We start from the raw sequence: 14,132 nt of genomic DNA, 5'->3' as shown, positions 1-14,132 counted from the left end.
AGCCATACGTGAAACAAGGAATTTAGAACAAGTTATTATCTGTACCTGTAATGGAGATTTGAGTTGGCGTGTTACCGGTGAACCGATTTCCGAATGCGGTGTTTTCATCGCCAGAAATGAGGAGTCCAAAATTCTTATTGAGCTTCATCTCGTTGAATTCCACACTGTTAAAATCCGTGGCAATTGCGATACCGGTTTGAGTGTTACCATCGGAATTGTTGGCTCCAAGATATCCGTTATCCCCGGTTGTGATCGAAACGCCGATCCCTGTATTATTTTCCACGTTGTTGCGTATCAGTACGTTGTTTGCCGCTGCAATGGTGATTCCGCTTATTCCGTTTTGCGAGACCGTGTTGCCGAATAACAGATTGTTTGCTGCGGTGCTCGAGATGCCGATTGTGCCGTTTTGAGAGACAGTATTACCGATAGCCGCATTATTGGCGCCGGCCAACAAAATACCCACAATTGTATTGCTGAAGGATACATTCTGTACGATCCAGCTGTCGGTGCTTACTACGTTGATTCCTGCAACGCCGCCTGCGTCTTGAACACTGTTTCTCCACGCTACATGTCCGGTACCGGCAGCTAAATCAATGCCAATACCAAGCGTGTTGTTAATGGTATTGCCAATAATGCGGTGATTGGTACCAGCGGTAACATCAATCGCATCGGCCGTGTAGTTTTGAATCTTAAATCCGTTAATTTCAACCCCCGTAGCTGCCGTGACAATGAACGCACTTGCCGCAGCGTTAAGTCCTTGGCGTATCGCCGCACCTTCATTTTTAGCTATAACTTTTACGTTGGAAGTCGCTACAGTCACCGCCGGCTCCGGATACGTTCCATCATTAACCAATACGACGTCACCAGCGACAGCTGAAGCCACCGCAGTTGCAATTGGCGTCCCTGTAGGTGAAGGGAAGACTGAAATAATGGCCATCACTTCTACCTCCTTATATATAGAATTGATTAAGATTTTGTATTCTTAATCTAGCAACAGTTAATGCAATGTAAGAAAGATATGTTAAGGCAGATGAACGAGATAAAATGCACATTTTTGAGAGGTTGAAAGAACAGATAGGTTAAAGCCTACGTTCCTACTGCTAAGACGTGGATCGTTCTCGAACGAATTCTGATATCCATGCGAATTATTATGGGGAACCAATGGCGCTCTACTTTAGGCTAAAAAATCAAGGTTGTTATTCTTTTGATGCCGCGAATTTCCCCATTCGGATTTTGGATCGGATAAACAAGCGAACCTCGTTTCTTCGTTAATAATAAGGCTGGAATGATCTGATAGATCTTCTTCTTTCTTTTTAATGCTCTAGTTAATTCAATGTAGATAGAGTTGGTATGTTTATTGGTCCATAGATTCGCCCCCTTTTATTTCGTTATCAGGTACGAATGCCGTTACAGTAAAAAAACCTATACATAAGATGAGGAGGAAGTCTTCTTAATTTAAACTTGGCAGGTGAGAAACATGTCGAAACGAATTCCTGCGAGTGCCGTTAACAAAAAAAAGAGGAGAACATCCCTTTCTCCCATCCACAATGCGGAGCTTCCGAAGGTATCCGTCATCATTCCAGCTATGAACGAAGCGAAGACCATTGCGGCTGTCATTCGGCAAGCCGATCAAGTACATTCCGAAAGCGAGGTAATCGTTGTTGCCAATGGATCGACGGACGGTACGGCAGAGATTGCTAAAACCATGGGAGCGAGAGTGATTCATCTACCTTTCCCGCTCGGTCATGATGTGGGACGAAGTATCGGCGCTGCAGAGGCTAGAGGAGACATTTTACTGTTTACCGATGCAGACATTGTCATTAAAGCAAGTGATTTGATTCCTTTCGCGAAAGCTGTGGAAGACGGTGTAGACGTGGCCTTGAACAAGTATTTGGGTCCGACCGACAAGCATCACGTTCACAGCGTTATCCTCGCCAAGCACGCATTAAACATTTTCGTTTCTAGTCCCGAATTGAAAGGAGCTTCTCTAACCACAATTCCACATGCAATGAGCCGAAAAGCAATAAATTTGATCGGTTTCGACCATTTGGCTGTCCCCCCGAAAGCTCAAGCCATGGCTATTTATAACGGCTTGAAGGTACATGGGGTCCACTATGTGGATGTAGGAAGAAGAAACCCCAGAAGGGGAAGAACCAAAGGGAATGATCCCCTTGAAGCCCTCATCGTTGGGGATCATCTGGAGGCGGTAGATTGGTTGATCTCCAAATCCAATATCCGGGGAAATCGATCAGATCTCACACGAAATAGAGAAAGCGTGTGGTGATGGGATGGTGCGAAGAAAGCGGAGACGAGTAATGATACCTGCCCCATATTCTTCTAGAAGAGCAAAGAAGCGAGTAAGTAAAAGAACAAGAACTGAAACAAAACGCAGCCGCTATAAAATAGAGGCTCGAATTTTCAAGAATCGCCCGATTTCAAACGGAGTTATCGATTATTGGAAGGAGACCGCATATGCTGCTGGTTTTCAACAGGCAGCCCAGGAAGTTTCCAAAACAACAGAAATTGCCCCCCATATCAGAGTAAATGAGAGTTGGAACCGCTGGTATCATTCAGTCGAACCACTGCCATGGACGGTTTACCATGCTGCAGCGACTAAATTTGTGGAAGGATACAGTAAGCATTCAGGAATATACCTAGGGAATGCCGTACTTCTGCCAACGGAAAAAACGGTTGCGGCGATTGTCTTGGTGATGAACGAGAAAGATACGATTTTAAAACTGCTTGAACAGCTCCATCGGCTGCCGCTTCATGAGATCATATTTGTGGTGAACGGATCAACCGATGAAAGCTTCGAGATCATCCGAAATCAGTCGAAAGCCATCATTGTGCACTCCAAACATGCTTTAGGCCACGATGTTGGCAGAGCAGTCGGAGCAAAGCTAGCCGATTCTGAAATTCTGTTGTTCCTTGATGGAGACCTTCCGATATTAGCCGAGCAGCTTGTACCTTTCATCGATGCCATTAAACAGGGTAGTGATATTGCCTTAAATGATATTTCTCCATTGATCGGGATGTTTTCCAAAAGAGACTACGTAACCATAGTTAAGGAGTTTATTAACCGATCCATGGGCAGGGCGGACCTCGGAGCGAATTCGCTTACGGCGGTGCCTCACGCGATCAAGAAAGAAGCAGCGCAGATCATTGGGTACGCCAATTTATCCGTCCCACCGAAAGCGCAAGTCATCGCCCTTGAAAAGGGTTTAAAAATAAATGCACCGGCCAGTGTAGACGTTATTACAAAAAATCGACTCCGGGCTCGAAATGTCGGACTACGAAATGCGGTTTCCGATTTGATCATCGGAGACCATATCGAAGCTCTAAAAACGGCATTTGAATTGAAAGGATCACGACTATCTTTTACGGATCAGATTAGACAAAGGCAGCTAACCAAGATGTAGAAGGTGGACGGTATGAAAAAAACAAGCATCATTATTCCGACTTACAATGGGAAAGATCTGCTGAAAGATTGTATTTATTCCATTAAACATCATACGAAAGAGCCCTATGAGATTATCGTTGTTGATAATGGTTCCTCCGACGGTACCGTTGATATTTGCCGTCAGGAGGGGATTACCTTCGTTTCATTGGCAAGTAACGTTGGTTTTCCTGCAGCATGCAACAAGGGATTAAAAATAGCTACGGGTGATACGATGCTTTTGTTAAATAATGATGTCATCGTTACCCGCAATTGGCTGCAGAATATGTTGAATTGTTTGAACAGCGAACCCGCTATCGGAATTGTCGGACCCCTTACCAACTATGCAAGCGGCAAACAACAGATCGAGATGCCTTATACCACTTTGGAAGAGATGTCGCTCCAGTTGAATGAGCCGAATGCAAAAAAATGGCTTCAGGTGGAGCGAATCGTTGGCCTGTGCTTCCTGTTTAAACGGGAATTAATGGACCGCATTGGACTTCTGGACGAACGTTATTCTCCAGGGCATTTTGAAGACGATGATTATTGTTACCGGGCCAGGAATGCGGGATATACGTGCAAGATAGCAGGGGATGTTTTTATTTTTCATCATGGGAGCGCCAGCTTTGCCAAACAGGATATGGGTAAGGTGAAGCTTCTTATAGATCGAAATAGACAAAAATTCATGGATAAATGGGGTGTAGATCCGACGATTTATGTATAATTATCTATTTCGCGAAAGGAAGGGTTTGTATGAAAGGCGTCATTCTGGCAGGAGGTACGGGCACCCGTCTTTATCCGCTGACAAAAGTCATAAATAAACATCTACTGCCTGTCGGGAAAGTTCCGATGATATGCCATGGCATCGAAAAATTCAAACAAGCGGGTATTGAAGAAATTCTTATTGTGATCGGCAAGCAATCGGCAGGTTTGTATATCGACTTGCTTGGCAGCGGGAAAGAATGGGGCGTAAGCGTTACATTTAAAATCCAGGAAGAGGCCGGGGGAATTGCCCAAGCATTATACCTTGCGGAGCCGTTCATAACACCAAGCGAGAAGTTCATTGTGCTTCTTGGCGATAATCTGTTTGAGGATCATCTAACGACATTTGTGCAATCTTTTGAGCAACAGGCCGCTGGAGCACGGGTACTATTGAAGAAAGTTCATGATCCGAAGAGATATGGGGTTCCCGTCTTGGAGAAAGACAGTATCGTCATGATCGAAGAAAAGCCGGAGGAGCCCAAATCCGAATATTGTGTAACCGGTATTTATATGTATGATTCGACTGTGTTTGAAACAATCCGAACGATCAAACCATCGGCACGAGGCGAATTGGAAATAACCGACGTTAACAATGTGTATGCATCAAAGGGGCAGCTTAATTACGACATATTAGACGGATGGTGGACGGATGCAGGGACGTTCCAGTCCTTGTACCAAGCCAGCGGGCTATCGAGTGGAATCCAATGTTAGGAATTAATAAATGCGGAGGCCTGACTGCATGAGATTCATGAATGAACATTTGCTACTTCAGGGAGAAGAACAGTCTGCCCACGAGGAAGGATACAGAAACGGTTTTATAGAAGGGCGGAAAGAGGGGTACCGAATTGGTTTTTCCGATGCGGTTATAAGATCCTTACGCAAGGAAGAGGAGACGGTCCGGGATCTACGAGTTCTCTATGTCACTACAGGCATTGGTGTTCCATATCCTGCATTAGACCAGGCGGTGACTGACGCTTTAAAGGGGCTGGTTCGAAGTCTTGCGGTTGCAAACCCTTCAGAAGATATCGTGCGGTTGGCTAAGGAATTTCAGCCGGATCTAGTACTTGCTTTAAATGGAGTTGTACTGGAAGCCGAAACGCTCAAAGTGCTTCGGGACCGTGGATTTAAAACGGCAATATGGTTTACTGACGACCCGTATTATACGGACTGGACGGTTTCGATCGCTCCCCGTTACGATTATATTTTTACGCTTGAATCAAACTGCGTATCCTTTTATCGTGATTTAGGTTGTCAACACGTCTATCATCTTCCTTTTGCAGTCAATCCTAACGTATTTTACCCAAAGCATGTGCCAACCTCGTATCAGACTGATATTTGTTTTATTGGGACAGCTTATTGGAACAGAGTGGAATTAATGGATCAACTAGCACCTGTACTGAAAAATAAAAGAGTCGTTATCTCCGGATGGTGGTGGGACCGGATGCAGAATTACACTCAGCTGTCTGACAAGATCAAGCTCGGTGATTGGATGTCACCGGAGGACACGGCAACTTACTACAATGGAGCCAAGATCGTGATCAACCACCACCGTTCATCTGATGACGATACAATCAACGCCAACAGCAGGAAATTAAAGGCACTTTCTGTCAATCCTCGCACGTTTGAAATATCTGGCTGCAGCACGCTTCAGTTATCGGATACCCGACATGATATGGATCAGTTATATTCCCTTGGAGCGGAAATCGAAACCTATGCTTCCCATGCTGAATTGATGGATAAAATCGACTATTACTTGCGTCATGAGGAAGAGAGACAGCGAATTGCATTAAACGGCTTGATAAGAACAAGAAAGGATCATACCTACCATAAACGATTGAGTTTGATGCTTCGTACAATCTTCCCATGAGTTAGGTCAAAATGGATTGTTATACCCGTATCCTAATGAAATCCAAAGAATATATTGTGCGTAAGACGGGGTGATCATCATACGGCAGTTCTCAGAACAAAAAAGAAAACGACTTGTAAAGAGGCGTAATAGGCGAAAGTTTAATCTTCGCAGAACAAAAGTTAATGCACAAAGCGAGTGGGACCAGAAATTGCTTGCGCAAGCTGCAGCCTCGTTCAACGAAGGCTTTGATGCCGGTTACGACCAGGCCATGATGAGGTCGCAGCAATCGGTACCCGAAACGGCGAAGATTAACCCAGGCGCTGCAGAGGAGTATATGAAGGGCTTATATGATGGAGGAGAACGGATTGTGGACTCGATTCTCCCAGAGCTGGAGATTCTTCCTGAAATTTCGGTTCAGCAGATTATTGAAGCCGGTATGATGCAAATGAGTTCACAGTATTACCGTCTTTTGAGCGCAGCAGAAGTCGCAGGCAAACTTAAAGAAGCTCTAGATTCATGTTCCCCGCTGTCAGTTGTCCGTTTAGGGGATGGAGAATTGCTCACGCTTGCCCAGGAAATGGTTTTGAATGAGGAAGAAGTACAGAAAGAAGGCCATTTTTTAAGCTATGCCGGCGTTAGTTTACCTGATCTAAAAGCAAGAGATATGCTGGCAGCTTCCGTGAAAAATGCAGATATCATAGGCATTCCCAAAATGAGAATGGCAAACTTTCAACCCCTGGGCTTTTCCGTTTTTAGAGCTCATGGTATTGATTATCGAAAGTTACAGCTAACTCTATCTACAGTCAACTATGCTATGCATTTGGAAGGTTTATTAGATGGAATCCTTGCAGGACGTCAAGTCCTCGTTGTGGGCAATGCGGCTCCCGGTCTTTCACGGGTGCTGTCAGATCGCGGAATTAACGTGACGGGCACCGTTGCTCCTGTGGAAGGTATGCAGGATTTATCCAGAACCATGGATAAAATTCGAGAATGTCAATTCGACATTGCACTTGTGGGAGCCGGCATTCCGGCTGTGATCATTACAGAGCGTATTGCCTCCGAACTCGGGAAAGTCGCTGTTGATTTCGGACATTTGGCTGATTCCTTGGCGAGAGGAGAAGCAACCTTATGAACCACAAAAGTACTCATCAAAGAAACGGTTACAACGATGGATTTAACAAAGGCCTCCATTCCGGTTATAGGGATGGATACGAGCGTGGGCGGAATAAGGGAATAATCCAATTCTCAAATGCCTTTGAAGGTACAAGTATCATTATACCGACCTATAATCAACTCCCCTATTTAAAAGAATGCATCGAAAGTATCCTTCACTATACAGACGCGCCATATGAACTCATTATTATTGACAATGCATCTGACGACGGCACAGCAGAATTCCTTAAATCCTCTCATGGACTCCGTTTTCAAATCAATAAAGATAATTTAGGTTTTGCAGGTGCTGTTAATCAGGGACTTATGATGGCAAAAGGAACAACGTTGATGATCTTAAATAATGACTCTGTTGTAACGACTAAATGGCTTTCGAATCTGCTCGCCTGTTTGCAAAGTGACGCACAGTTTGGAATTGTCGGACCGGTGACCAATTATATAAGTGGAGATCAACTGATCCATGTCAGCTATCAAGATACGGTGGAGATGCAGCAATTCGCCAAATCGTACAATCAGTCCAATGCGGACAGCTGGACAGTGACTGAACGAATGACAGGTTTTTGCATGTTGATGCGGCGAGAGGATTTTAACCGGTTAGGTTTTTTTGACGAAGGTTTTGAGATTGGCAACTGTGAAGATGACGACTATGGACTGCGTGCACGGCTTCTTGGCATGCAGCTGGTAATAGCAAAGGATACGTTCATTCATCATTACGGCAGTGTTAGCATGAAGATGTTAAATTCCAGATTCGAACAAGTGTATGCACATAATCTTACATTCTATTCCAGTAAATGGGGAGATCCTCATGATATGTTGTCCCTGAAGTGGCTTCAGAACATGAACAGCAGTATGAAGCTTCGAACCATTGATATGTATCCAACATGTGTTTTCGTGAGAGGAGTCCGTTCGGAAACGTATTGGATAGAGAATGGGGTCAGACATCTGATCCATGGTGCCATCGGCATTCAGGCAATTCGAGTTTCACAGGTTGATCTGCGTTGCTGGCCGCTTGGAGATGGTATTTCTACGGAGGACGCCATTGGGCGTATGAAGACAGTATATTATGTTTCATCTACCGGTTCATGGGAGCAAGAAGGCAGACTGATCAAGCTTGAGAATGGCAGTGTTTATCAGTACAAGGGGAAGAAACTGCAGCGATTTATGAATCAACTGACTGTAGCATCGTGGCACCTTGATTCTTACGAGCCATTGTTAGTGAAAGAGCATGAGGTTCAGAAATACGAGGAGGGAGCTCCGATTATTTCTCCTCCCGTTATTAGGGCAGACAACATTTAATTAAAGAACAGAGGGGGATACGGATGAAAGCGCGAAGAAAAACTGGTCGTGCAGCCTTGAGGTTGAAAAGAAACGGTATCCGTAGAAGAGGTTTACGAGGTAAGGGAACAAATAGAGCCTTCGGTGGAAAGAGAAGGAGGGGAACGGGAAGAGTAGCTCCTAGCCAAACGGCTGCTGAATACAATAAATCCTATGATGCGGGGTTTGATCAAGCGTATAATGAAGGATTTAACGTTGGTTATGCGGAGGGTATGGAGGCCGGTCATCAAGAAGCTTATAAAGGAGAAGGATAAGATGGCTTTAAGAAAAAAACTAAGGCCTCGAAAGCGAACTAAAGCTGGGAAACGAAAACAGCATCCTATGCGGCTTAGCGCCTATCAAATAGGGAGTATTGATGGTTTTCAGCGAGGAAAAGAGGCAGGTTTTGCACAAGGGCGTGCGGAAGCCCGGAAAAACTCTCAAAACGTTGTGGCCGTTATCGAGACACCTCTGCCTAAGACGGATGTCCTTGTGATCGCGGCAGGCATGATCCCTTCGCTTGAAATCGGCGTCATACAGCCCCTCCAAGCGCTGAATAAACAAGAGAATCTGCAGTTCGACGTAAAATTGGAAACCGATGTGACCCACGAAATGATTGCTGCGGCGAACACGATCATATTTGTACGTAATGTTGAACCAGCGGCCTATGCATTATTGGAGTTAGCCCATCAGCTGAAAAAAAGAACGGTATATGTTATTGATGATAATTTCTTGGAAATTCAGCCAACGACTCCGGTAGGCGAATATTATAATGATCCGATCCGTAGAGAGACGTTCATCAAGTTTTTGAAAAATACGCAAATCATTAAGGTAGATGCGCCCGATCTCGGCAGCTATATTCATGAGCGGTACAATCGACACGTGATTTATTTTCCTGCCAGTATCGATTTCGAGTGGCTGGACCAGCATGGCAAGGCAGACAAGAATAAGGAACAGGTTGTCATCGGTTATGCAGGAGGCGACAAAGAGGAAGATTTCGTGCCTGTCATTTCTGCGCTCAATCAAATTTTGGATTACTACGGGGGATTCGTAAGATTGGAATTTTTCGGCTATCTCCCACCTTCACTGGCTGAACATCCTAGCGTTAACTATAAAGGTGGAGGAATGGATTACAAGGAATTTATGAAACAGTTAAACCAAAGCAGCTGGGATATCGGAATTGCACCGCTTGCCAATAATTCATTTAACAAGGGGAAAACAAACACCAAATTCCGTGAATATGGTGCGTGCGGCATTCCGGGCATATACTCCAAATCTCCGGTTTATACGCATTGGATTGAGCAGGGCGAAACAGGCTACCTGGTTGAGCATACAGAGCAGCATTGGCATGAGGGAATCAAGGCCATGATTGAAGATCCAACGATGCGTCAGCGAATTAAGGAGAATGCGCAAAGGACAGCTCGGGAGCACTTTTTGCTTCAGACATGCATCGATAATTGGAAGAGACATATTTTTAAAACGTAAAATCGGGGGAGAGAGCGGGAATATGGGGAAAAGAGGGGATATAAATGTACTCATCATCGGATCGGGGAAAATCGCTTCCTATAAAATCGGCATTGAGCAGCCCCTTCGCCATCTGCAGAAGATGGGGGTCTGCGAATTTGACGTCAGATCCGATGATGAGATGGACAGATCAAGGCTGGCTGAAGCGGATATCGTCCTCTTCTTCCGAACGGTTCAGCCTGAAGCTTATAAGTATCTGGAGATGGCCCGGGAGATGGGAAAAAAAACGGTGTATGTCATCGACGACCATTTTATCGCGATGTCTCCTGGATCGGATATGGGAAGATACTATCATGATTCCTCACGAAGAAAGACGTATGTTAAATTTCTGAAAAACGCCCAAATCGTAAAGGTTGCTTCCGGTTTTTTTGCCAAACATCTTGATACACATTTTAGCCCCCAGAAAATAGTGTATTTTCCGGGAAGCGTTGATTTCTCTGTTATTTCCGGTTTGAAAAAGAACCGTAAAGAAGAAGGAAAAGTCGTAATCGGGTATGAAGGCGGAAAAAAACAAGTGGCTTTTGAACCCGTTATCGGGGCACTGAACAAAATCATTGGGAAATACGGGGATAAACTCAGAATTGAGTTCTGCGGGTATGCGCCTGATGAACTCAAAGATAAACCACAAGTCTTTACGGAATCCTATGTCGAGAACTATAAAAACTTTTTAAAGCGTCTCTATCGGTCAAACTGGGATATCGGGTTGGCGCCTTTGGAACGAACACTGCTGCATGATTGCAAAAGCAACAATAAATTCCGAGAATATTCTGCCTGTAGGATTGCGGGTATTTATACTTCCTCTCCAGCTTATGAAGAATGGGTAACAGGGAATGAAAACGGTCTTGTTGTATCTGGTACGAGCGATGATTGGTATGAAGCTATGGTCCAACTGATAGAACAGCCAGAACTGCGTCAGAACATTGCAGACCAAGCCGAACAAGTAGCATGGGCAAATTTTTCAGTGGAAGCTTGCGCCGAACGATGGCGCTCACAAATTTTAATGTCAGAATAACGAGGGATAACGAAAGGGGAGGTTCACTTGGACCATAAGCTGATACCTGTTCTTCAACCGAGTATAGGTCAAGAGGAAATTGACGCTGTGTCGGATGTTTTACGGTCCGGATGGCTTGGTCTTGGCCCCAAAACGGAACAGTTCGAGCAGGAATTTGCCAAGTATGTCGGCAGCCGTTTTGCGGTTGCACTCAACTCCGGGACTGCCGCGCTTCATTTGGCGATGGATATTTTGGGGATTGGGCCCGGTGACGAGGTAATCGTACCTTCCATCACATTCATCTCCACTGTCCATGCCGTTAGTTATGTGGGAGCTACGCCAGTGTTTGCCGATATTGAACCCGATACGATGAACATTTCTCTGGCAGATATCCAGCGGAAGATTACGGATAAAACAAAGGCGATTATCGTCGTTCATATGGGCGGGCATCCGTGCGACATGGATGCCATTCATGAGTTAGCACATTCCAAAGGAATTAAGGTTGTAGAAGATGCTGCGCATGCGTGCGGCGCGGAATACAAAGGCAAAAAAATTGGTTCGATCAGTGACATCACATGTTTCAGTTTTCACGCTGTCAAAAATTTGACGAGCGGCGAAGGCGGCGCGATCACCTGCAATACAGAGTGGATGAATCGTAAGCTGCGTGAGAAGCGGTGGGTTGGTATATCCCGGGATACGTGGATACGATCATCGCATGAAAAGGTGTATGCATGGCAGTATTTCGTTGATGACGTAGGGTATAAATATCATATGAATGATATGCAGGCTGCCATCGGGCTCGTTCAGTTAAATAAGCTGAATCAATTGAACGGAAGACGAAAAGAAATAGCGGCTCGATATCAATCGGAATTAAAGGACCTGGAATGGCTGACACTTCCACAGGAACAACCGTATGCTCAAAGCTCATGGCATTTGTTCCAAGTTAAATTTAGCAAAGAAAACTCAAGGGATCGTATGATTGGCCATTTGCAAGAACACAATATCGCGACGGGAGTCCATTACTATCCGTGCCATCTGCATCCGAGCTACCTGCATCTCAAAGCGATCGTGCCACTTTCCTCTGAGATCTGGAAGAGAATTCTGACCCTTCCTATTCATCCGAACATTACAGAGGAGGACTTGGATCGGATTATAACCCGTATAAGGGAGTTTAAGCCATGAGAAAACTGTTGGTTCTAGGTGCGGGAATCTCCCAGCTTCCGTTAATTGAAACCGCTAAACGACTGGGATTGTACGTTATTGTTGTGAGTCGCCAAGGAAACTATCCCGGGTTTGCCAACGCAGACAAGGTTTACTATGAGGATACGACCGATATGGATAAAATTGTCGAAATCGCCCGGCATGAAGGAATTCATGGAATCTGTACGACGGGTACGGACGTGGCCGTCAAGTCGATTGGCAGAGTCGTGGATGAATTGGGAGTAAGCGGATTGAGTTATGAATCCGCTCAACTCTCTTCAAATAAATGGAAGATGAAACAGGCTTTTATGAAACATGGCGTAAGAACAGCCCGGTTTCTAAAGGTCACAACTTTAGAGGAAGCTTACAGCGCTTTCGAAGTATTATCACCACCTCTCATCTTTAAAGCTGTGGATGGTGGAGCAAGTAAAGGTATTGTGAAGGTAGCGGACAGCACCTATGTGGACTACGCATACGAAATGGTGAGAAAGGATACGAAACTGGATTTTTTTATTGTTGAAGAGTTTATTGAAGGAACCGAGTTTGGTGCACAGGCATTTGTTTATGATAACCAAATTCAGTTCATTATGCCGCACGGAGACTTTGTTTTTTATGGAGATACTGGAGTTCCCATTGGTCATTATGTTCCATACAATTTACCAAAAGAAGTGGAGCAAGATCTTTTCTTACAGTTAAAACAGAGTATCGACGCATTAAAATTAAATAATTGTGCAATTAATGCAGACTTTATTTTAAAAGACGGGCAAGTGTATGTCCTTGAAATCGGAGGCAGAGCAGGAGCAACATGCTTACCTGAACTTGTGTCCACTTTTTATGGGTTCGATTACTATGAGCAGATCGTCAGGACAGCTCTTCGTATGGAGCCCAGTTTTACTTTGAATTCTTCAATCCCCTGCGCGTGTGAACTTCTTATCGCTGATAAGGATGGGAACATAACGGGAATTGAGAATGAGAATGAAGATAATGAGAATATTATTCAGATATCATTTGATTATCATATAGGCGAAAAGGTAAATAAATTCAGGGTTGGCACTGACCGAATTGGCCAGATTATCGTTAAAGGAGATCGTTTGGAAAAAGTGCTGAACCTGTTGGAAGAAGTAAAAGAGAAGATAAGAATCGAATTAGGATAGATCATAAATTCCATCAAAATCTCGATCATGCCATTATGCGATCGAGATTTTTTATAATGCCGGAGTATTGCCTATACCCTAACTTGGCATTAGGCATATAAATAATTGGAGCAATAAGACTGAGGTTGCGGTTCAACTTGCTCAAAACTATCGTACCGGAGGCAGCAGATGAAAATTACCGATACCAAGCTCGAAGGTGTGAAACGAATTGAACCGGCGGTTCATCAGGACCATCGAGGATTTTTTATGGAAAGTTTTAATGATCATAACCTTCGAGAATGCGGCATTGATCACCATTTTATTCAGGACAATCACTCGATGTCACGTGAAGTGGGTGTCATTCGTGGTCTTCATTATCAGTTGTTACCTAAGGGACAGACTAAATTGATCCGTGTTGTAAGCGGAGCGATCTATGACGTTGTTCTTGATATTCGGACGGGTTCTCCTACCTATGGACAATGGCAAAGTTTTATTTTATCCGCGGCGAATTTTCAGCAGCTTCTCGTTCCTAAAGGGTTCGCTCATGGCTTCTGTACACTGGTTCCGGATACCGAAGTCATCTATAAGGTCGACGCTTATTATTCGCCAGAGCATGATCGAGGTATTGCCTGGAACGACCCGGATCTTAATATCGATTGGCCTGTGACCCATCCTGTTCTCTCGGATAAAGATTCGAAGCATCCGTTCTTGGCTTCCGCGGAAAATAACTTTATATATGAAGGGTGAAATGGC

Annotated in this window: 14 protein-coding genes; 13 read left to right on the top strand and 1 reads right to left on the bottom strand. The window is 44.6% G+C overall.

Going from position 1 to position 14,132, the window contains the following annotated elements; translation table 11 throughout:
• Positions 1-22: 22 nt before the first annotated feature.
• Entirely contained in the window at positions 23-937 is a 915-nt protein-coding gene (locus tag ABEQ74_RS22180; protein WP_430124321.1) for a right-handed parallel beta-helix repeat-containing protein, read from the bottom strand.
• A 540-nt stretch (positions 938-1,477) separates the two neighbouring features.
• Between ABEQ74_RS22180 and ABEQ74_RS22175 the strand changes: the two genes are divergently transcribed.
• The 13 genes from ABEQ74_RS22175 (at position 1,478) to rfbC (ending at position 14,126) form a co-directional block, all read left to right on the top strand.
• Positions 1,478-2,284 carry a glycosyltransferase family 2 protein gene (locus tag ABEQ74_RS22175; protein WP_430124320.1) on the top strand — a complete coding sequence of 269 codons (807 nt, stop codon included), beginning with the start codon at positions 1,478-1,480 and terminating at the stop codon, positions 2,282-2,284.
• A gap of 31 nt (positions 2,285-2,315) precedes the next feature.
• The gene (locus ABEQ74_RS22170; RefSeq protein ID WP_430124319.1) at positions 2,316-3,419 is read left to right on the top strand and encodes a glycosyltransferase family 2 protein; all 1,104 of its coding nucleotides are present in this window, start codon (positions 2,316-2,318) and stop codon (positions 3,417-3,419) included.
• A 12-nt stretch (positions 3,420-3,431) separates the two neighbouring features.
• Positions 3,432-4,160, top strand: coding sequence for a glycosyltransferase family 2 protein (locus ABEQ74_RS22165; protein ID WP_430124318.1), 729 nt, complete (start codon positions 3,432-3,434; stop codon positions 4,158-4,160).
• A 29-nt stretch (positions 4,161-4,189) separates the two neighbouring features.
• Positions 4,190-4,909 carry a sugar phosphate nucleotidyltransferase gene (locus tag ABEQ74_RS22160; RefSeq protein ID WP_430124317.1) on the top strand — a complete coding sequence of 240 codons (720 nt, stop codon included), beginning with the start codon at positions 4,190-4,192 and terminating at the stop codon, positions 4,907-4,909.
• A 28-nt stretch (positions 4,910-4,937) separates the two neighbouring features.
• The gene (locus ABEQ74_RS22155; RefSeq protein ID WP_430124316.1) at positions 4,938-6,065 is read left to right on the top strand and encodes a glycosyltransferase family protein; all 1,128 of its coding nucleotides are present in this window, start codon (positions 4,938-4,940) and stop codon (positions 6,063-6,065) included.
• Between the two features lie 190 nt (positions 6,066-6,255).
• On the top strand, positions 6,256-7,179 hold the full coding sequence (locus ABEQ74_RS22150) for a GT-D fold domain-containing glycosyltransferase (RefSeq protein WP_430124315.1): 924 nt from the start codon (positions 6,256-6,258) through the stop codon (positions 7,177-7,179).
• Positions 7,176-8,513, top strand: coding sequence for a glycosyltransferase family 2 protein (locus ABEQ74_RS22145; RefSeq protein WP_430124314.1), 1,338 nt, complete (start codon positions 7,176-7,178; stop codon positions 8,511-8,513). Before ABEQ74_RS22150 ends, ABEQ74_RS22145 begins: the two co-directional genes overlap by 4 nt.
• Positions 8,514-8,536: 23 nt before the next feature.
• The gene (locus ABEQ74_RS22140) at positions 8,537-8,806 is read left to right on the top strand and encodes a hypothetical protein (protein ID WP_430124313.1); all 270 of its coding nucleotides are present in this window, start codon (positions 8,537-8,539) and stop codon (positions 8,804-8,806) included.
• A 1-nt stretch (position 8,807) separates the two neighbouring features.
• The gene (locus tag ABEQ74_RS22135) at positions 8,808-10,016 is read left to right on the top strand and encodes a glycosyltransferase (RefSeq protein WP_430124312.1); all 1,209 of its coding nucleotides are present in this window, start codon (positions 8,808-8,810) and stop codon (positions 10,014-10,016) included.
• Positions 10,017-10,038: 22 nt separating this feature from the next.
• Positions 10,039-11,067, top strand: coding sequence for a glycosyltransferase family 1 protein (locus ABEQ74_RS22130; protein WP_430124311.1), 1,029 nt, complete (start codon positions 10,039-10,041; stop codon positions 11,065-11,067).
• A gap of 27 nt (positions 11,068-11,094) precedes the next feature.
• Positions 11,095-12,228: a DegT/DnrJ/EryC1/StrS family aminotransferase gene (locus ABEQ74_RS22125; protein WP_430124309.1), complete on the top strand. Its 1,134-nt coding sequence runs from the start codon at positions 11,095-11,097 to the stop codon at positions 12,226-12,228.
• A complete protein-coding gene (locus ABEQ74_RS22120) occupies positions 12,225-13,400 on the top strand; it encodes an ATP-grasp domain-containing protein (RefSeq protein WP_430124308.1) in 1,176 nt (391 codons plus the stop codon). Before ABEQ74_RS22125 ends, ABEQ74_RS22120 begins: the two co-directional genes overlap by 4 nt.
• Positions 13,401-13,568: 168 nt before the next feature.
• Entirely contained in the window at positions 13,569-14,126 is a 558-nt protein-coding gene (gene rfbC / locus ABEQ74_RS22115; protein ID WP_430124307.1) for a dTDP-4-dehydrorhamnose 3,5-epimerase, read from the top strand.
• Positions 14,127-14,132 lie beyond the last annotated feature (6 nt).

The sequence above is a fragment of the Paenibacillus solani genome (assembly GCF_050475945.1).
Taxonomy (GTDB): Bacteria; Bacillota; Bacilli; order Paenibacillales; family Paenibacillaceae; genus Paenibacillus_AQ; species Paenibacillus_AQ solani_A.
Note: the sequence above shows the minus strand (reverse complement) of the source record. Positions and strands in the feature narration are given on the sequence as shown.